The 19,852-nt window shown below is 56.3% G+C and carries 9 protein-coding genes; 5 read left to right on the top strand and 4 right to left on the bottom strand.

All coding sequences use genetic code 11. From position 1 onward, the window contains the following. Nucleotides 1-55: 55 nt before the first annotated feature. The gene (locus tag PSR62_RS15730; RefSeq protein WP_274403948.1) at nt 56-187 is read right to left on the bottom strand and encodes a hypothetical protein; all 132 of its coding nucleotides are present in this window, start codon (nt 185-187) and stop codon (nt 56-58) included. A 138-nt stretch (nt 188-325) separates the two neighbouring features. After that, on the bottom strand, nt 326-6,196 hold the full coding sequence (locus PSR62_RS15725; RefSeq protein ID WP_443217431.1) for an ATP-binding protein: 5,871 nt from the start codon (nt 6,194-6,196) through the stop codon (nt 326-328). A 453-nt stretch (nt 6,197-6,649) separates the two neighbouring features. Here PSR62_RS15725 and PSR62_RS15720 point away from each other — a divergent pair, with 453 nt between their 5' ends. Then, the gene (locus tag PSR62_RS15720; RefSeq protein ID WP_338020206.1) at nt 6,650-8,017 is read left to right on the top strand and encodes an SAM-dependent methyltransferase; all 1,368 of its coding nucleotides are present in this window, start codon (nt 6,650-6,652) and stop codon (nt 8,015-8,017) included. 262 nt (nt 8,018-8,279) lie between these two features. Then, the gene (locus tag PSR62_RS15715; protein WP_274403945.1) at nt 8,280-9,545 is read left to right on the top strand and encodes an OmpP1/FadL family transporter; all 1,266 of its coding nucleotides are present in this window, start codon (nt 8,280-8,282) and stop codon (nt 9,543-9,545) included. Between the two features lie 777 nt (nt 9,546-10,322). Here the strand turns inward: PSR62_RS15715 and PSR62_RS15710 are convergent. Both PSR62_RS15710 and PSR62_RS15705 read right to left on the bottom strand, forming a co-directional pair. Beyond that, complete coding sequence (locus PSR62_RS15710; protein WP_274403944.1) at nt 10,323-11,741, bottom strand: PAS domain S-box protein; 1,419 nt, start codon at nt 11,739-11,741, stop codon at nt 10,323-10,325. Nucleotides 11,742-12,509: 768 nt separating this feature from the next. Next, entirely contained in the window at nt 12,510-14,687 is a 2,178-nt protein-coding gene (locus tag PSR62_RS15705) for a cytochrome c peroxidase (protein ID WP_274403943.1), read from the bottom strand. A 262-nt stretch (nt 14,688-14,949) separates the two neighbouring features. On the opposite strand from PSR62_RS15705, the gene PSR62_RS15700 reads away from it, so the two are divergent. From PSR62_RS15700 to PSR62_RS15690, 3 genes are read left to right on the top strand one after another with little or no spacing between them, the layout of a single operon-like run. After that, nucleotides 14,950-16,179, top strand: a complete 1,230-nt coding sequence (locus PSR62_RS15700) for a sialidase family protein (protein WP_274403942.1) — start codon at nt 14,950-14,952, stop codon at nt 16,177-16,179. Beyond that, nucleotides 16,179-17,144 carry a dihydrodipicolinate synthase family protein gene (locus PSR62_RS15695; RefSeq protein ID WP_274403941.1) on the top strand — a complete coding sequence of 322 codons (966 nt, stop codon included), beginning with the start codon at nt 16,179-16,181 and terminating at the stop codon, nt 17,142-17,144. Before PSR62_RS15700 ends, PSR62_RS15695 begins: the two co-directional genes overlap by 1 nt. Continuing rightward, entirely contained in the window at nt 17,141-19,852 is a 2,712-nt protein-coding gene (locus PSR62_RS15690) for a sodium:solute symporter family transporter (protein WP_274403939.1), read from the top strand. Before PSR62_RS15695 ends, PSR62_RS15690 begins: the two co-directional genes overlap by 4 nt.

Raw genomic sequence — 19,852 nt, 5'->3', positions numbered from 1 at the left:
GGATAAGAGGCAACCAAGACCGATCGCCCAATCGCGAACTGGGAGTTCGTCGGGCTCATGATCCGCGGCGATGGTCGTTCGCTTTGACGGCAAAGATTCGATCCTCGACGCCCGCCTCTCGTTCCGTTCCATTGGTGACTCCGCCTGCGACAATCAACGAGGTTTCAGCTTTCAGTTTGCATTCCATCACTTCACCCAACTGGATGCAACGGAAGAAAATGTTTCGCTGGACGAACCGAACGGTGTTCGCGGCCCATTCCCTCGACGAATGCAATCAGAACGTCAATCTACCCCAAACGGAAAGGTTCTGAATAGCGAGTGCCTGCTACGCCTTCCTGCCAGAGCGACGAAGAACGTCTTCGGCTATCTCACGTTCCTCTTCCGTAGGGGGTCCAAGGGAGGCTTGTTTTTCGACCATCGCTGCGTCAACGAATTCCTGCAGCTCGGACAGTGTCGTGCGAAGTTGCTGCCATTCCGCCACTTCGATTGCCGTTTCACCCTTGCTGGCAATCTCTGACAACTGAACCAATCCAACCGTTCCACCGGAACCTCGGATCTGATGCAAATGTTTGCCAACTTGTTCCAGGTCGCCTCGGTCGTAGGCGTTGATGATGCTGGGCATTGTCTGATCAACCTGATCGATCAGATCACAGGCAAACGTGTGCAACCAATCGTAGTTGAAAATTTTGTTTTCCTGAGGAGCCACCGTCTCGGCGGTCTCAGGCATTTCCTCGGCAACCGACTCACAGACTTCGTCCTCAACGGTCAAGGGTTCCGCCACAGCCACTTCATCGTCGATCGCCAGACCGTGATGGCCGATCGTGTTGTCGGCTACGCTCTGAAGCAGTGAATTGAGATCCAGCGGCTTGGTTTGGTAGTCCGTGCATCCCGCTAAACGGCAACGCATTTCATCGCCGGTCATCGCATTGGCGGTCAATGCGATGATCGGTTGTTGAATCCCGTTTTCACGCAGAGTCGATGACGCCGTGTAGCCATCCATCACCGGCATTTGCATGTCCATCAGAACAATGTCGACCATCTCGGGTTGACTTGTCAGCGCATCGACCGCTTCCTTGCCATTGGTGCGGGTGAGAACCTCCGCTCCAGCGTCCTGCAGGAACAAGGACAACAATCGTCGATTGGTTTCACAGTCGTCGACGACCAAAATCTTAACGCCACTCAAATCCACTTCGTCAAACTGATTCTCGTTGACGCAGTTGCCTGGGGCCATCACCTCCTCCGGTCGCAGCACTCGAACGCCCTGTGGACATTCGATTGCAAATTCGAGCATCATCTGCGTGCCGAGATTCTTTTCGCTGGCGACATCCAATGTTCCATTCAATGCTTCGGTCAAACGTTTGCTGATCGACAGTCCCAATCCGGTCCCGCCGTACTCTCGCGTGGTCGACACATCCGCTTGTTTGAAGGGCTCAAAGATGACCGTGCTTTGCTCTTTCGTCATCCCAATCCCAGTGTCTTTGACCACCAAGCTCAACTTCGTCGGTGTTCGCTGGACTCCGTCTGACGTCGAGACATCGGACGCCATCGAGATCGTCACCCCGCCTTCGTTGGTGAATTTGATCGCGTTGCTGGTCAAGTTGGTCAGAATCTGACGCAGTCGGGTTGGATCACTGTAGATTTCCTCCGGAACATCACTGTCCACGCGGAATCCCAGCGTGATGTCCTTTTCAATCGCTTTGGAACGCAACGAGGCAATGACCTCTTGAGCCATCCAGCTTGGATTGCAAAGCACCCGTTCGGTTTCGATCTTGTCTGCCTCGATCTTGGAAATGTCCAAGATATCATTGAGCAAATGAAGCAGGTGAAGTCCATTGGAATGAATCGTTTGCAGGTGCGACTCGCGTTCCACATCGTCCGTCACCACGCCCCGCAACAACAACTCCGTGAATCCCAAGATCCCGGTGATGGGAGTGCGGATCTCGTGGCTCATTCGGGCCAAGAATTCGCTCTTGGCTTGGTTCGCCTGCTCCGCGATTGTCTTCGCGATCTGAAGTTGATCTTTGGTCGCCGTCAATTGCTGAGCCGTCAGTTCGAGTTGTTTCGAATGACGCACGACCGAATCCGTCCGTTCCAAAACCTTCCTCTCCAGATTCAAGTTCAAATCTTGCAGTTGCTGGAAGCTGTTGGCCTTTTCCATCGCAGCACCGGCTGCGGAGGTCAGATAATCGGCGATTCGAATCTCATCATCGTCGTAGAGGTTCGAAAATCGCTCGTTGGTGACATACAGGTAGAACACGGTCTGATCGTTGACATCCACGGGGCTGCACAAGAACGTGCCTTGCCTTGACTTCGTGATGCCATTGGCAACCGTGTTCTCCACCTCGACCACCACCGTCTGACGAGTGCGGTTCACTTCTTGAACGATCGCTGCATCAAAGGGCATTTCAGGCGGCACTGTCTGATAGCTGCCGCTGTCGGAACGAATCACCAAGAAGACTTGTTCACCGCGGAGGATCTTTGTCGCCGCACGACGCACTTCCTGGTAGATCTGTTCGGGAAGCACGCTGGTTGCGATCCGGCGTCCCGACGCGAGCAGTGAGTCGAAACGATTCACCAACGAGAGCGAACCGCTTTCGTTGACGTCGTAGTCGCTGCATTCCAATTCAGACAAGGTTCCCCGAGCTGTTTCAATCGCGTCTGCATCGATCGTCCAACCGAACTCCTCTGCGTAGTCAGCAAACAAGATCATCGTCCTGGCATGAGCCACCATGGCTCCCTGCTGCTCGGCAACCTGCAAACTATGTTGAAAGGCGACTTGGGCAGCCCGCAGCTTCCCCGTCAGCGCCAAGTAGGCCGCTCGCTCTCGGTAAGCATGGGGAATTTCGTTCGTGAATTGCTTGCTTACTTTCACCGCTGTTTTGGTCGCACGGCCCAGTTCTCGAATCATTCGTCGGCGCCGCTTCGCACTGCGTGGCACCATCGTTTCAAACTGGCGACGCATCGCGGTGCAGCACCACGGGTACACGGGACTGACATACGTGTTCTTCACTTGACTTGCCTTGGCGACCGAAATCGCTTTGGCAAATGATGCGACTGCCTCGTCGAATTGATCGTGGTAGAACTCGCGTACCCCTTTGGCCAGCAAGACCTGGCACATTCGTTGCGAGTCCGCCAAATCTCTCGCGAGTTCGTTCTCGATCACTTCCTCGGGAATGTCTCCGTTGGTCGCTCGAGCCCACACATCAATGATGTTGCCGGTCGCTTGAAAGTCGCCTCGTTTCAAAGCGGAGTCGAAGTTAATACGAGACTGTTCCAACGCTTCCTTGTGTCTTCCCAATCGATACAACGCCGCGGCCAACTGGTAACGAGCGATGTGCACCTCCCAGAAATCACCGGTGCGTTCGAGCATCTTCACCGCTTGCCCGGCTTGATCCACGCAGGCTTCGTAACGTGAAAAGGACAGCAGCAGAATGCTGAGGAAGTTCCGCGTCTGCCCCTGGCCCCAAACATCGCTGAACGCCTTGCGGATCTCCAAGGACCGGCCAGCGTATTCAACGCCGCGTCTTTCCCACCGCAGCAACGTCATCACCGGAGCGTGCTCGGAATAGGACTGCGCCAAAAAGCGAGTGGGCTGAAAACGTTCCGCCGCATTCATCGACCGCAAGTGCGCCCAAAGCGTGTAGTACTTGTCTCGCGTGTACCAATAGGCATGCGCAATCTGGCTGTACAACGACAGCGACATCTGCTCCTCTTCGGTTGGCTGCCCGCCACGCCGCCCCAGGAAGCACGTGAACAATGAATTGCGAACCTGGCGGGTGCCCTCCAGCGCAATGCGAGCCATCAGCTCCAATCGGTTGTTGCAGACCGGTTGCCCAAGTTTCCTCAAGGACGCTTCAAAGCACTCCACCGCCAAGTTTTTGCTACCGCGTTTGAAGTGCAACTCGCCACGCTTCAACGAGATGCGTGCATGATGCGTGTCTGTTTCAGCGCTTTCACATGCTTGATCGAGCCACGTCTCGGCCTTGTCATATTCGCCTTGCAAAATCAGCACATCGCTCATCATCATTTGGATGAGATGCGTCTTCGCACGGTCGGCATGCGAGATCGCCCGAACGGCAATTCGCAGTTGCTCCTCAGCGCTCACCAACGAAAAGCTGTTCCGCGCAATCTCAGCTGCCCGCAACGCAAACGGCAACGCTTGTTCGTGCAGTTCTGCGGCGTCAAAGTGGTAGGCCAACTTGAAGAACTCAAGCGGTTCATGCTCGACGTAGTACTGACCGATCTGGCCGTGCATCGAACGAATTCGCTCGCTCGACAATTCCGCCAAAATGGATTCCCGAATTTTGTCATGCACAAAGGCCAAGATCCGATCGGGACGACTCCATACCAAACGCTGAACCCGCGCTGGATGGATGGCTTGGTGTGCGTCGGCCAGCCGAATCCCGACCAGTTCAGCGGCGACTTCCAGATTGAAGTCGCGACCGATCACCGCCGCTGCGGTGAGCAACTCGCGTGTTTCCTTGGGCAGTCGTGTCAGACGATCCACCAAGATTTCGCTGGCATCGTCGGCTGCCTGAAAACTGACCAGTTTGGCCTCATCGATGCCCCAACTCTTGTCGACCGGACGCAGCGCACTGGATTCAACCAAGCCACGCACGATGGCGGATGCCATGAAGGGACTGCCGCCAGCAAATCGCTGCACCACATCGATCGCAGCCTGTGGCAACTGGCCCGCCATTGATTCCGCCAATTGCTGGACCGCTTGATCTGACAGCGGCCCCAGCGAAAGCTTCACAGGGAAGCTGACATCGTTCAGGCGTGCACTCAAACCTTCGTCCGGTCGCGTCACGGCAAACAGAAACAGATGCCGCGCCGGTTGCTCGCAGATCGCTTGAAGAATTCGAAACGATTGATCGTCCATCCATTGGCAATCGTCCAGCGTGATCATCACACTCGTGTCCGGCGTCCCCAGTTCCGTGAACAGGGTTCGAAAAGCGGAAACGATTCGGCCTTGGCCAAACTCTTCCGGACCGGAAAGCTTCGCGTTGCTCCATCCGAACGCCTTGGCCAACGCCGGCAGTGCCGTGGTGACTTCTTGTCGATACGGTTCCATCCGATCGCGTGTGCCCTTCAACATTTCCGGATCATTGATCAGATGCTTGATCAGTTGATCCATCGCCTGCAGCCAAATCGCAGAGGGCTGCTGGTTCGCGTCAGGCAGCGAACGCCCACGAAGAACCAAGAACCGCTTCCGCGATGCCAGACGCGACACTTCGTTCAACAATCGCGTCTTCCCCATCCCCGACTCGCTGCGGAGCAGCACTCGATCGGAGCGACCTTCGAGCACATTGTCCAAGGACTTCTCAAGCGTTCGGACATGTTCATCACGCCCAACGAAGGCGGGGTCGATCAGGACGGTTCGTTTGTCAGCGCCGCCAATCACAAAGTCTTCGGCGGAACCTCCCGTCGTCAATTGATGAAAGATCGCTTTGACATCATGGAGAACCGCCGCAGCGCTCTGATAGCGGTCGCGAGGCTCTTTGCAGATCAGTTTGTCGACTAAGGCGATCACCACCGACGGCGTTTCATTCGGGTAGTTGCCGCTTTCTGGATCCGCGGTCATGTGCCGGTACAAGATTTCACTGACATCACCCGAAAACGCAGGCGTTCCCGTCAGTGCGGCGTAGAGAACATGCCCCACCGAATACAGGTCCGACGTTTCACTGATGTCATGATCGATGATCCCGGACAATTCGGGCGACGTGTAGGTCGCGCACTCGCGAGCGAGCAGATCATCCTTGCCGAACAACTCAGGGCACCACAGAGGCACGTAGCCGCAAAGCACCGACCGTCCGTCTTCTCGGACAATGATATTGGACGGCCGAATGTCTCGGTGGATACACCCAATCTGATGGATTTGCTCGAGTGCTTCGAACAGATCCTTGGCCAACAGCATGGCCTCCGTGGCCGTCAATGGGCGCTTTCGAAAACGCCGCGCCAAAGAGGTCCCTTCGACAAACGGGTAGACCACTCGAAGATGAGTCTCGCCCACCATGAAATCGATTGGCCGCGAGTAGGTTTCGCAATGAATCCCTGACGTCAGTCGCGATTCCGTTCTGAAACGATGGAAGCCCCGCTCTTGAAAGAACAACTTGGGAACTTCACGGAGGATGACTTTCCCACCTGTTGTGGTGTCGATCGCCGAGAAACAAGCAACAACGGAGGCATTGGACAACTTCTTTTGGACGTTGTAACGCGCGCTGATCGTTGACTCGTTTTCCCTGGTTGTTTCAGAACTCACATTTGCCTCGATAAGATTTCGTGAAAGCGTCACTGCGAAGAAGCGATCATGACATCGGGGCCTTGGTCACCGTCGCCTCTTAGAGCAATCCGTCGCGCTTGCGCAATGGTTAGAGATTGCCCTCGCAACAGTACCGCGCAGATTGGTGTCACTCCCTCCTCGCCGACAAAATGAGCAGAATATTTCAGTTGACTTTCAGGAAACTCTCAATAGTGTCCATACCATTGGTATAACCATCGTGTTGCGCCAAAACTTGGCGCGAGCCAACCCCAAAGAACGTTCGGTAAAGTTCCCGATTCATTCGAAGCATATTGGATCAAGTGTTCTTGGGTGAACACGCGTTCTTGCTTGTCTTGTACGGCTCTTGGAGAGAACATGCTTACATCAGTGGATGGAAAACCAGTTGTCAGCTGGGAAGAAGACTACGCCCAGCGCGTGAACCCCGAGCTGATGACTGAGCTCTTGCACAATGCCATCCCCGTTCTGAAATCAGTTCAGTGGAAGGTCACCTCCGTAGGAGAAGGTTCCTGCGAGTCCATCCTTCCGCTGACGAAGGCTTCCACCAATCAACATGGCACTCACCAAGCCGCGTTGATTTCGTTGTCCGCGGACTACACCGGAGGCCTCGCGTTGACAACGCTGTTGCGAGGGGTCCCCCTGGCGGGGATCCACCGTTGCACCGACGAGGAATCCGCATCGCTGTGGTTGGCTGCCATGGACGTCAAGTATCGCAACCCGAGCACCGGCCACCTGACCGCGACCTGCAACATTCCTGCGAACATTGCCCGCACGGTTCAGCAGCGGTACTTCGGTGGCAAACGCATCTTGGTGACTTTGCCAGTTGTGTTCACCTCCAATGGGGAACTCGTCGCTGAAGCCGAAATGCGGTACTTCGCACAACCGTCCATCCAGCTCAAACCATCCAAATCAAACCCACGCATCTCTCCGATCTTCAAACAGAAACTCAAAGCGTCCGCCCGAATGATCGCGGGATTGCGTGCCTCGTCCGAAAGCAAGAACATTCGTGTCGACCAAAGTCACGAGCGTCAGGCCGCCGGGCCCCATGGTGAACTGCTGGCCAATCGACTCAACGGAGTCTTGCCACAGCTCAAAGACATGGTGCTGGCCCGGACCCGTCACATCGACGAAACCCTCCGCAGCGTCGAAGGACTGGAGCAAGTCATCATCCTGGGGGTGGGGTTGGACATGCGTCCCTTCCGACTGAGCAAGGAACTGGGAGATCCAACCTTCTTTGAATTGGATCTACCGGAGATGCTTGAAGAGCGAAATCGCGTGACCTCCGAAGTGAAATCCAATGGCGACATCAAACGGCATTGCATGGCAGCGGACTTCAAAGTCGATCAAATCTCAGAACTCCTGTCCAAGAACGCCGAATTCGACCCGACACGCCCGACTGCCATCGTCTTCGAAGGTTGTTCGATGTACTTCACGAAAGAAGAGAACCAGCAAATCCTCCGTGACATCGCCACGCTCCTTCAACATCCCGGCAGTCTCGTGTGGTGCGATCTGGTTCGCGAAAACGTGGTGGAAGGAACCGTTCCCTCACCCGATATCAAGAACTTCACGGACGGAATGGAAGAACTCGGGGAACGTTTCATCTTTGGCAGCAACTCGCCAACGGACTTCTTCTTGACCTGCGGGTTACCGCAAACCAAGTCCATGACGGTGGGTGAGTTCTTACGCTCGGACGACCCGGTCTTGGCGACCTATCAATTCGCAGTTGGATCCAAGTAGCCGAATCGCAACCCGTTCTTCAGAAACTTGCATTTGATTCAGCGTCACTTCCTTGGTCGCGTTTGCCTGCTTCCAGGTTCCAATGGCTGCCGGAACGACTGCCGTTCACGGCTCCCACATGGGTGCATTTTGAGCACGGTGTGAAACTGTAACGTCCCGATCAATTTCACAATGTAAGCCACAACGATTGCGACGATTAGACCGAAGCTGCCGGCGATTCTGCTGGTGAGCACAAAACGAATCCATCGTTGGGGCAAATTGGATGTGCAAGAGTTTTATTCGGTTCACGTTTCTCATTCTGTCGCTCAGTTGGGCGAACCACGCTTATTCCCAGGGTGCCTACATTTCGGCTGCTGGACCGGTCAACCGCAGCATGGGGGGAGCTTCCACGGCAGCTCCCATCAGCGCGCTGAGCGCGATGTACTGGAACCCAGCTTCCATCAGTGGGATGGAACACAGCGAACTGGAGGTCGGAGTCGACCTATTGTTCACCGATCACCAAGTCACCTCCACTGTCGGTGCAACGACAGGCACGACCGATGCGGAACCCGGCTCCTTTCCGGTCCCCAACTTCGCCTGGACACATCGGTTGCAAGACCCACGCTTCACCTTTGGACTGGGCGTCAACTCCGTCGCTGGATTCAAAACCAATCTGCCCGCCGATCCAACCAATCCCGTGTTGGCACCGCAACCGACCGGATTGGGACAGATCACTTCCGAAGCGTCCTTCTTGCAAATCGCACCTGTGCTCTCGATGGCAATGACCGAGCGTTTGTCAGTCGCCGCCGGCCCGCTCATCACGACAGGCCAAGTCGGAATCGAACCGTTCGTCTTTGACTCCGTCAACGGCGACAACACCTACTCTTCTGGGAGAGCAACGAGTTATCACTGGGGCGGTGGTTTTCAAGTTGGTTCCTACTTCCTGATGAGTCCCGACTGGCAGGTAGGAGCGTCGTACAAAAGCAAGGCGTGGATGGAAACGTTCGAATTCACAGGTGCCGACGAAAACGGCTTGCCAAGAACCTTGACTTCTGACATCGATCTTCCATCGGTCATCTCACTGGGAACCGGATACACCGGATTCGACCAATGGCTCTTTGCCGCCGACATCCGTTACCTCGACTATGCCAACGCAGATGGCTTTGGTGACGAGGCATCCTACGATGCAACCGGCAAGCTCGGCGGTTTGGATTGGAGCAGCGTGTTTGCCCTTGCCTTTGGAGCCCAACGCACCGTCGGCGAACGAGTGTTTCTGCGAGCGGGTTACACCTACAACCAAAATCCAATTCGAGAAAGCGAATCGTTCTTCAACCTCGCTTCTCCACTGATCTACGAACACATGCTCAGCATGGGGGGTTCGTACAAACTCAACCAAAAGGTGGCTGTGAACGTCGGCTGGTCTCACTACATGGAGAACACTCGAACTGGAGCGGTCATTCTGCCTGGGATTGGCGCGGTCCCTGGGTCTTCGGTTACCAACCGAATGTCGGCTGACTTCCTCAGCTTCGGCATTGTCATGCAGCAGTAGCGACTCAGAAACGACACTTGCGCCACATCGCATTGTTGCCCCCGGTGTGATGGGCGTGAATCATAAGCAGGTACACTGGTGTCATTGGGTATGTGAGCCGTTGGCGTTAGCCACGGTTTCCACGCGCAGGCCAGGCAAACGCCCAAACGGCTCACATGGTTGTGCCCGATCATTCCAGCCGACCTGCTTAAGCAGTCGACTGGCCGAGAATTGAATGGCTGATCCATGGCGACAACTCATCGCAAGAGTCATCGAACAGCAACATCAAATTGCGTACCACTGCAGTCTACAGACCTACTCTACCCAGCCGTTCGGGGGTGGTACGCTGACTCATATCGCTCACAAACCAAGTTTCCATGATCGTTTAACGCCATTAAACGAACGTTCCGTGGCTTCAAACACTCATTTTGAACACCCCCTTGGGGATGCCCCTCAATTCACAAGAAGCGAACCTCCTGGAGCCCACTTTGGAGCGATACTGTTATGGGGCAAAGAGCAAAGCTCGGTCAGCATCCTCTCGACTTACCTTGGGGCAAAGGTGGGTCACCTTGGATGCTGGCCGAGCTTGCCTGCTTTCTATATGTGAGCCGCCTGGCGTTCGCGACGGTTCCCAGGCACAACCGGGGCTCACGCCCAAACGGCTCGCGGGATTCAACCCAATCATTCCTGGCCACCAGCTTATCACCAGCAACCGTCCCCCTTCTTGCGACGGATTGAGACTTGCGAGTCACCGCACTCGTCCTGCGTGACCCAACCTTTCGGCATGCCACAACATGCTCAGGCCGACATGATCTCGGCGGTCAATGAAATCTTGACCAGCTCGGCCACACTGTGAGCATTGAGCTTCTTCATCAAGTTGGACCGGTGGCGCTCGACCGTCTTCTCGCTGATGTCCAAGCGATTTGCGATCACCTTGTTCATACGGCCTTCGACGATCTGCTGCAGAACTTCACGCTCTCGGCTGGTCAGTCGCCGCAATCGGGCTTTCGCCTCCGCCGCACGCTTCGTCAGCAGTTCCACATGCTTTCGGTGATTGATGTCGAGTGCTCTGGTCTGAATGCCGACGAATTGCTCCGAATCATTCAGCAAGGGCGAGCATGTCAACAACAGCCAAACCAAGTGCCCATCCGCGTGCCTGAGTCGCACTTCATGAGTTGCTGAATGAGTTCGATGCAACATTCGCTGGTCGATCAGTGCTGCACTTTCGGATTCCGCTAGCTCGCAGAGATTCAAACCATTCAGGCTCTCAGGTTGCGTGCCAAGCATGGAAGCGAAGGTCTCGTCCACCTGCAAGACCTTTCCGTCCAAATTCATCACCGCGTTGCCTTCGGTGTTGCTCACGACCATCTCGCGATACTGGTCTTCGCTTTTTTCCAATGCGGACAGCAACTCCACCTGACGGGTGACATCCTGAGTTGTCCCCCGGCGAACCAACTTCCCATTCACTTTCGTCATCCAGACCGTGGCATTGAAGTGTCGCTGCGGTCCGTGTGCTGGATTGCTCGCAAAACTAAACCGGCGAACATCTCCCTCCGGGAACGGTTCCTGATTGACCGTGATGATGAGCTCATGATCATTTGGATCCACCGTCACGATAAACTCGTCAAACGAGATCGGCCCCGTGGACGGGTCAATGTTGTGAAGCTCATAGAGTTGCTTTGACCACCACGCTGTCGTTTCTCCGACAGCCCACTCCCAACTCCCGACCCTTGAAGTTGCTTGAGCCGAGTCAAACCGATCGTTGGCCAACAGCAACGCTGCTTCCAATTCTTTCTCTGGCGAAACATCGATCACGGTCCCGTTGACGCTCCCCAATGCGGCGTGTTCCCCGTGGCTGCCGACGAATGTGAACCGCAACCAAACCTGGCTGCCATCGGACCGGGCAATCGGCAACTCAGCCGAGATGCGTTTCGAAGAGTGCATGGCAAGCGATTGCACAACGGACTCGAAAGCAGACTGGTCCGAGTTTTCAACCAATTCACCGAGGGCCACGTCGTGCAGTGTCGCCACGTCACGCCCAAGCATTTTGGCGAACGCCGCATTGACGCCGCGCAAGCGAGTCGTTTTGACGTCAAGGCAAACAAATCCGATCTCGAATTCGTCCAACGCATTTCCCAGCGAAACAATCGGTTGGTGCGCTACGTCGATCCGCTGTTCCGACTCGCGTCGTTCAGTGTCCCTGTAGTTCGAGGCCATTCAATCAACCACAAAAAATCCCTGCCTTCGATTCATCTCAATCGAAGGCGTTCAAAGTAACCAGTCATCCACCGTCCTTCGCCCACAGGAATGATTCCGCCTTCGGAATTCATTGATGGGTCGAATGAGGTGCAACTATCAGTCACATGTTCACCTCAGTGCAAACACCGCCTCGTGAACCGTTCGACCGCCATTCCATTTCGCCAGCGACACATTTAGCCGGGTGCATTCCCGGACGCTTGCGTCCTTCCGCTATCGTTTGGAAATACCGACGTGCCTGCAAAACGGATCCCAGGCACAAACGCGTACCAATGACAGAATCAGGTCGCAATGCAGGACCTTGTCACCACTTGCGGTTCTCCGCAAATGGAGGCTCAGTCTAACACGGCCCCAAACCGCAATCGACTCCCGAATGCACCTGTTCTCGATTTATCCAACCGGATCACACCCAGGTCATCCGCAAAATGAACCAATCTTCAGGTCCCCTAGGAACCTGAAAGCATTTCGCCAGCTGCCTTATCGAACATGCATCCAGTCCATCGCCTTGCAAATTGATTTGTCAGCATGGCCCCTGACAGAGATCCATTTCCGGTGTAACGCGTGCCACTTGCATCGCCGAATCTCACACTCACGTTCTACGTGAATTTTGATCTAATGAAACCGCAAAACGAGCATTCTTCAGTCCACCGCAACGCAAGGATGCGACTTCAGCGACCACAAGTCGCCAAAGCGGGTGATCGGCTGCCCTAAGAAATCGCTCGTTCGAGTCTACAGACTTTCGAGATAGCGAATCAATTGTGCCCGTTGTTCGAGCGATAGTTCATGCGGCAGTTGATGCTTGAAGTTGCCGACCACCTCGCTTAACTCAGAGGCTCGCAAATCATGGAAAAGCGAGTGCAGATGGCCAACACCTCGCAAGGACGGTGGGTTGAATTCGGTGATCCCGCGTTCATCCTTCAACCCCACGTCGTAAGTGGCATCCGAGGTCAAAATCGAACCGGAATGGCAGGACACACAATCCAACGTCTCAAATAGGTGTCGTCCTTTCGCCACCAGGTCGCGATCCAGATCAGTCACCGGATCGCGAAAAGTTGGAGCGGGTGGAATCGACTCCAGGAATGCGACGAGGTCCGCCACGTCACCATCGTTCATCTTCCTTCCTTGCATCGTCAATTCCAGCGTTTGCCGAACTTGGCCTTCAATCTCTGACTTGTCTCCCACCCAAGCCCAGGGGCCCGTTTCGCCGACTCCCCGCAGAGAAAGAATGCGTTTGGGGGCGCCTTCCCCACCATCGCTCAGCGTGTCGGCCAGCGATCCGCTGGTGTGCCCGTCGGTGTGACAACTATGGCAACTGTACCAACCTCCACGAGACAAACTGGCGTCAAAGAACAGCAACTCGCCACGATCGCTCGCTTGAAGCGGAGCAGATTCCCCCAGACTCAGTGAGGTCGCGGTCACGAACAACTGTTGCTCGCCGGCCGGGACGTCGGGACCAATCTGGTAGCTTCTCGTCGGAACGTCCGAGCTGACCGGTTCCACGGCTGGGTCATCGGACGATCGATAGGATTTGCTTCTATAAGCCGACGAGTCAGCCAGTTCGTCCTCTGTTTCCTCGTCTTCGTATTCTGCTTCGTACTCGTACTCGTACTCGTACTCGCCTTCGTACTCGACTTGTTCCGTTTCAGAGTAACCTCCAGCGTCAACTGGGGTTTCCACATCACTGGAAATCTCCGCCTTGCTGGAAACAACCCTGTCTCGCGAAGGCAGTCTCTCCTCGGGTTCCACTTTCGGTCCCTCGAAGTGGAAATCCAATCGGGTCAATGAATCCGAGTGTTCATTGGCAACGAGAAATCGATCGTCCGATATCTTTGCGATCGCAACCGGCCGGCGTCCGGCAACAATTCGAGTCACCCCAATCCCGCCGGGCTCGACCACGCCCACCTGCCCCAATCCACCAATGGTCACGACCAACCGACCATCCTCTCGCATCATCAACGCATTGGGGTCTCCGGCTCCCCGCGTGTTGTTGCCAACCGCAATGAAGCGTCCGGCCTTCATCAAATTCGCGTTGGGATCCACGATCGTGGCGACCGAAATCTCACGCATCGCGTCGGACACCATCGATCCCCAAATGATCTCACTGCTTCGCGGCGGCGCGATTTCATTGATCAACTCATGTGTCACATACACCATCTCACGGTTCGTGCTGCGTACAAACCCACGAATGTTGTTGCCGGGAATTTCACGGATCGATTCAACCTGAAAATCATCCAAGCGAATGACAGCCACACGCGGTCCAAACGCGTCCGCGACCAGCAATCGGTTTTGATCGGGAAGCAACAACTGCGCCCGCGGTGCAAACGGCAGCGAGACGGTGGCCATGATTTCGGGTGGTTGATCTGCGGGACCCTGCAGGTTCACAAACGTGACCTTTCTTGCCCACGTCGAACAAACCGCACACCATTCGCCTTGATCCGAAGCCCGAACCGTTGCCGGTTCATTCGGCATCGCCACGCTCCACTGAATCGCTGGCCTGCCATCTTTCATCTGGACCGCAGTCAGCCGTCCATCTTGTTCCGTGATCAGCAACCGTTCCCCCACCGCGATCAAATCCGTCGGGCGCCCACCCAGTCGATACTCCCCCAGCACCTGAAGCGTTTCCGTGTCAACCATGCTCAGCGTTCCGCTGCGTCGATTGGCAACGACCACCTGGTCGGCGTTCGTGTTCACCACCGCCACGGGCCGACGCAGCAAGGCGTTTCCTGGCTCCACCAACGGCAAAGCATCCCCGCCTCGAGTCGATGAGTTGGGCGTCGACGTGGGTTGCGCAACCGGTTGATTGCTCCAGGCGGATTCGTTCCAACAGAAGAACGCAGCCCCCAACAATCCGATTGTGCAAACGGACCAGGCGGCGAGACGACGAGCACGGCAATGATTCTGGTTCATGGCAACAGTATGACCCGATCACTTGGCGGTGTCACGCTGACAAGCGGTCAAAATCGACACCCCGGTTGAAGTGACGCGTTCCGTGCCAGCAATTCATGCCAATCCAGCGGGTTGTCGCCCTGGACGATGGCTACGAAAAATGGCGTTGCCAAGATGGCTTGAACTGGCCAACGCCACCTTGGTCCTGCGTCACATGCTATAACGCCACTCCAATCCCACCTCCCCTCTCCCTCCCGCCAAACCATCCTCAACGGAGTCCGTTGTGCCCCGCCTGTTTTCCTCCCGTTTGCATCGTCGCTTTGCTTGTCGTGTGGCCGCTGCTTTGTTGGTCGCGACGATCACCTGCCACAGCCTCCTCTCACCGCCATCCAACTTGGTCGCCGCTGACACGACGACCTCCGGCAAACATGCCATTGTCGATGTGTTCGTGCCCGCAAAAGATGGTTACCCCGCCATCCGAATTCCCTCCATCGTCACGACCAAACAAGGCACCCTGTTGGCCTTCGCGGAGGGCCGCCAGGGCGGAGACCACTCTGAAAACGATCTGATCATGAAACGCTCCACCGATCATGGAGCGACTTGGAGTGAGGTGATCGTCCTCAACGACCAAGGCAAACTGTCACTGAACAACCCGCAAGCAGTCGTGCTGGAATCGGGGCAAGTTCTCTTGATGTACCAGCGAAGCAAACTGGGTGAACGCAACGCTTCCGATGGTTACGGGCCGGATTCCTTTTTCACGTTCGTTCAAACCAGCGATGACGATGGACTGAACTGGTCTGAACCACGCGACGTCTCCCAGCAAGTCAAGCGAGAGCAGGGCGTCACCAGCGTCGCTGCGGGGCCCGGCATCGGCATCGTCTTGCAGCATGGCCCGCGAAAAGGGCGGATCATCATGCCATTCAACCAAGGCCCCTACGACCAATGGCGAGTCTACGCCGCCTTCAGCGATGACGATGGCCGCACCTGGGAAATGGGCGACGTCGCACCAGGCGACGGCAAGGGACACGGCAACGAAGTTCAAATGGTCGAACTGGCGGGCGGCCGCGTCATGCTGAACGCCCGAACCCAGGGGGTCGGTTCGACCAAACACCGAAAGATTGCCATCAGCGATGACGCCGGGCAAACCTGGTCCCCACTTGAGATCGATGAGCAATTGGTTGACCCCACCTGCCAAGCCGCGATCCTGCGTTATTCCTGGCCATCGGAAGGCAAGAGCCGCCTTCTGTTCTCCAACCCGGCCAGTCAAACCAAACGCGAAAACGGTGTGCTTCGGATCAGCTACGACGAAGGTCAGACGTGGCCGAATCAGGTCAACGTCTATCCACGCGGGTTCGCTTATTCGTGCCTGACTCGCTTGCAAGATGATCGCATCGGTGTGCTGTTCGAGCGCGACGGCTACAAAACCATCAGCTTCACCGCGATCCCACTCGATTCAATCGAACCTTCCACTTCAAACAACCAACCAACACCCAACGGCAAGGAGGCCAACTGATGGTCGACGAATCACTCTTGGTGCAGCGGATGTCAGGCCGAAAACTCTCTGGCTTGATCGCAGCAACCTACACCCCGATGACCGCCACCGGCGACCTGCGTCTTGATGTTGTCCCGGAGATGGTTGAAAAGCTGCTCCACGACGGAATCTCGGGGCTCTACGTTTGCGGCAGCACCGGCGAGGGCATGTCGCTGACCACATCCGAACGACATTCGGTGGCGGCCGCTTTTGTCGAAGCCAGCGGCGGGCGATTGCCCGTGATCATTCAGGTCGGGCACAACAGTCTGCGAGAAGCCCAGGCACTCGCTGCGCATGCCCAAGAAGTTGGTGCCAATGCGATCTCCGCGACCTGCCCCTCCTACTTCAAAGTCTCCAACACACAGGCACTGGTCCAGTGCATGAAAGAATTGGCGTCCGCTGCGCCGGAGACACCTTTCTATTACTATCACATCCCGATGCTAACGGGATCCAGCATCGACATGCCGGAATTCCTGACCCAGGCGGACGATGCGATCCCGACCTTGGTGGGATTGAAGTACACCGACACCAAGCTGTTTGAATTCCAACGTTGCCTGGAACTGGCCAACCGACAATTTGATGTCGTTTGGGGCTGTGATGAAATGCTGCTGGGCGCCACCGCCACCGGTGCTCGCGCCGCGATCGGCAGCACCTACAACATCGCCGCCAAGCTCTACCGACAGATGACACTTGCTTTGACGAGTGGTCAACTCGACGCGGCTCGCAAATGGCAATCTCAATCCATCGAGATGATCAGCACCATTGGACGCTATCCCTTTCATCCCGCCATGAAAGCAATTTTGGCGATGCAAGGGTTGGAGGTCGGTTCATGCCGGCTTCCACTCGAATCCCTCTCGCCGACGCAAACTCAATCCCTGCGAAATGAACTGCAGGCGATTGGATTCTTCGATTGGTTTCGTGTCCCGGCGGAGTTGGGCAGCGCATGAGCCCTTGCCTTTCCAAGCGATTCCGAACGCGTCTTGCTGCCCCACGCCGTGAACGTCGTTTGGGGATCAGCGTTCTGCTTGCGTTGGCAGCCATCACGCTGGCCAACGTCGTGCTGGCAAGCCAGTCGGCATTCGCGCAAGCCGAGGCGAGCGACTGGTTGCAGTGGGACGAACTTCCCTCGATCCCAGATCCACTTGGCGTGGCGGGCCCCTTCGTCGGTGTCGATGGGGACGCGTTGATCGTTGCCGGCGGGGCAAACTTCCCGCGTCCCATTTGGGAATCCAACAAGGTATGGCACGACTCGATCTATGTCCTCACAGAGCCCGACAACGCGACCAATTCCAGTTCCCAATGGATCGATGCCGGGCGTCTCCCACGGGCAACGGCCTACGGTGCGTCCGTCTCCATTCCCATCGACGTGTCCCCACACCATGGATTGCTGTGCATCGGCGGCAATGACGCAGAAGAAACGTTTCGCGACGTGTTTTTGCTTCAATGGGAGGCGACCGACCAAACGATTCAGCACCAGCCATTGCCTCCGCTCCCGGAGCCTTGCGTTCATGCCTCGGCACAGCGTATTGGGCAAACGGTTTACGTTGTTGGCGGGCAACGCGGCAGTGACCTTTCCACCGCCACTTCGGCGGTTTGGACACTGGACCTGAGCCAATCCGATGATCCGAGTTTGCTGAGGTGGAGTCGCCTTGCGGATTTCCCGGGCCCATCCCGCGCCCTTCACTTGACCGCCGCTCAGCACGATGGCTACGAGAACTGTCTGTACGTCATCAGTGGGCGCCGGCAGGCGCCAAGCGGTGTCGAATTCCTCACTGACACGTGGGTGTATCGTCCCAGCGACCAAACCTGGCAACAGAAAACAGACATCCCGCAATCCATGATGGCGGGAACTGCAACGCACGTCGGACAAAGCCACGTGGTTGTCCTGGGCGGCGATGATGGCAGCTTGTTTGGGCAAGCGGATGTGTTGAAGGACAATCACCCCGGTTTTCTGAAGAATACGTTTGCCTACCACACAATCACGGACACCTGGACTGAAACCGGCAGCAGTCCCGCGAATCATGTGACCACCACGGCGGTGCACTGGAACGATGCGATCGTGGTCGCAACCGGAGAAGTCCGTCCCCGCGTTCGTTCCCCGGCGGTCTACCGCGTGTCCATCCTTGCCCCGGGCCGCAGCTTTGGAACCTTGAACTATGTCGTTCTGTTTGGGTACCTCCTGTCGATGGTTGGCATCGGGGTCTTCTTCGCTCGTCGCAACCGAACCACCGACGACTACTTTCGCGGGGGAAGTCAGATCCCTTGGTGGGCAGCTGGCTGCAGCATTTTCGCCACCATGCTCAGTTCGGTGACCTTCACCGGCATTCCGTCCAAAGCGTTTGCGCAAGACTGGACGTATTCGATCGGCAACTTCACAATCCCGCTGGTGGCGATCGTGGCGGTGTACGTCGCGATGCCGTTCTTTCGCCGCATCGATGCGACCAGTGCCTACGAATACCTCGAGAAGCGGTTCAATCGTTCGGTGCGCTGGTTTGGCAGCCTCAGTTTCTCACTGTTCCATGTCTTTCGGATGGCGGTGGTGATGTCGCTGACTGGATTGGCGTTGTCGGTCGCGACTCCGCTGACGCCACAGCAATCGGTGTTGTTGATGGGCGGGCTCAGCATCGCCTATTGCACGCTGGGCGGAATCGAAGCGGTCATCTGGACCGACACGATTCAAACCGTCGTGCTGCTTGGCGGAGCCTTCCTGGCCATCCTGTTGATGCTGTCCGCCACCGACGGTGGATTCGCGGGAAGTTGGTCGCATGCCGTTGATGCCGACAAACTGCGACTGGCAAACTTCCACCTCAGTCCGACTCACGCCCAAATCGCGTTGTGGGTGATCGTGTTCGGTGCCATCGGTCAAAACCTGTCCTCGTACACTGCCGATCAAGCCGTTGTTCAGCGCTACATGACCACCGCCTCTCAATCGCTGGCGGCTCGTTCCATCTGGACCAATGCCGTGCTCAGCATCCCAGCAACGTTGCTGTTCTTTGGAATCGGAACGGCGCTGCACGGTTTTTACCATTCGCATCCCGAGCGACTTTCACCGGCGATCACAACCGACCAGGTCTTCCCGCTCTTCATCGCCCGTGAGATGCCCATCGGAGTGGCTGGCCTGATCGTCGCCGGTGTGTTTGCAGCGGCCCAGTCCACGGTCTCCACCAGCATGAACTCGACAGCGACCGCGCTGGTCACCGACTTCTTTCGACCATTGAGTTTATGCCGCAACGAACGCGGCTACCTATTCGCCGCGCGGACCCTGACGTTTCTCATCGGCACGCTGGGAACTCTGTTCGGATTGGTCTTTGTCGATCCGAGCATCAAGTCACTCTTCGACACCTTCATTGTGGTGATCGGCCTGTTCATGGGAGTCTTGGGCGGACTGTTTGTGCTGGGCGGGCTGACCACGCGCGCGAACTCGACCGGCGCGATGGTCGGCGCCGCCATCGGCGCCGCGACCATGTTCGCTTTGTGGCGATTCACTGACGTCAACGGCTACCTCTACACAACCTGTGGCATCTTGAGCTGCTTTGGATCAGGCTACTTGGCCAGTCTGCTGACCTCACCGCCAAGAGAATCACTTGCAGGTTTGACGATCCACACACTGGTGGAGACCGAATCCAAACCAAACACTGCCCAACCGGAGTCTTGA

The sequence above is a fragment of the Rhodopirellula sp. P2 genome (genome assembly GCF_028768465.1).
Classification (GTDB): Bacteria; Planctomycetota; Planctomycetia; order Pirellulales; family Pirellulaceae; genus Rhodopirellula.
The sequence above is the reverse complement of the archived record's forward strand: the minus strand, read 5'-3'. Positions and strand labels throughout refer to the sequence as shown.

Bases quoted from the DNA above. Each gene is read 5' to 3' on its own strand.
- PSR62_RS15705 (WP_274403943.1), bottom strand. From the start codon at position 14,687: ATGAACCAGAATCATTGCCGTGCTCGTCGTCTCGCCGCCTGGTCCGTT.
- PSR62_RS15730 (WP_274403948.1), bottom strand. From the start codon at position 187: ATGGAATGCAAACTGAAAGCTGAAACCTCGTTGATTGTCGCAGGCGGA.
- PSR62_RS15695 (WP_274403941.1), top strand. From the start codon at position 16,179: ATGGTCGACGAATCACTCTTGGTGCAGCGGATGTCAGGCCGAAAACTC.
- PSR62_RS15715 (WP_274403945.1), top strand. From the start codon at position 8,280: ATGTGCAAGAGTTTTATTCGGTTCACGTTTCTCATTCTGTCGCTCAGT.
- PSR62_RS15710 (WP_274403944.1), bottom strand. From the start codon at position 11,741: ATGGCCTCGAACTACAGGGACACTGAACGACGCGAGTCGGAACAGCGG.
- PSR62_RS15690 (WP_274403939.1), top strand. From the start codon at position 17,141: ATGAGCCCTTGCCTTTCCAAGCGATTCCGAACGCGTCTTGCTGCCCCA.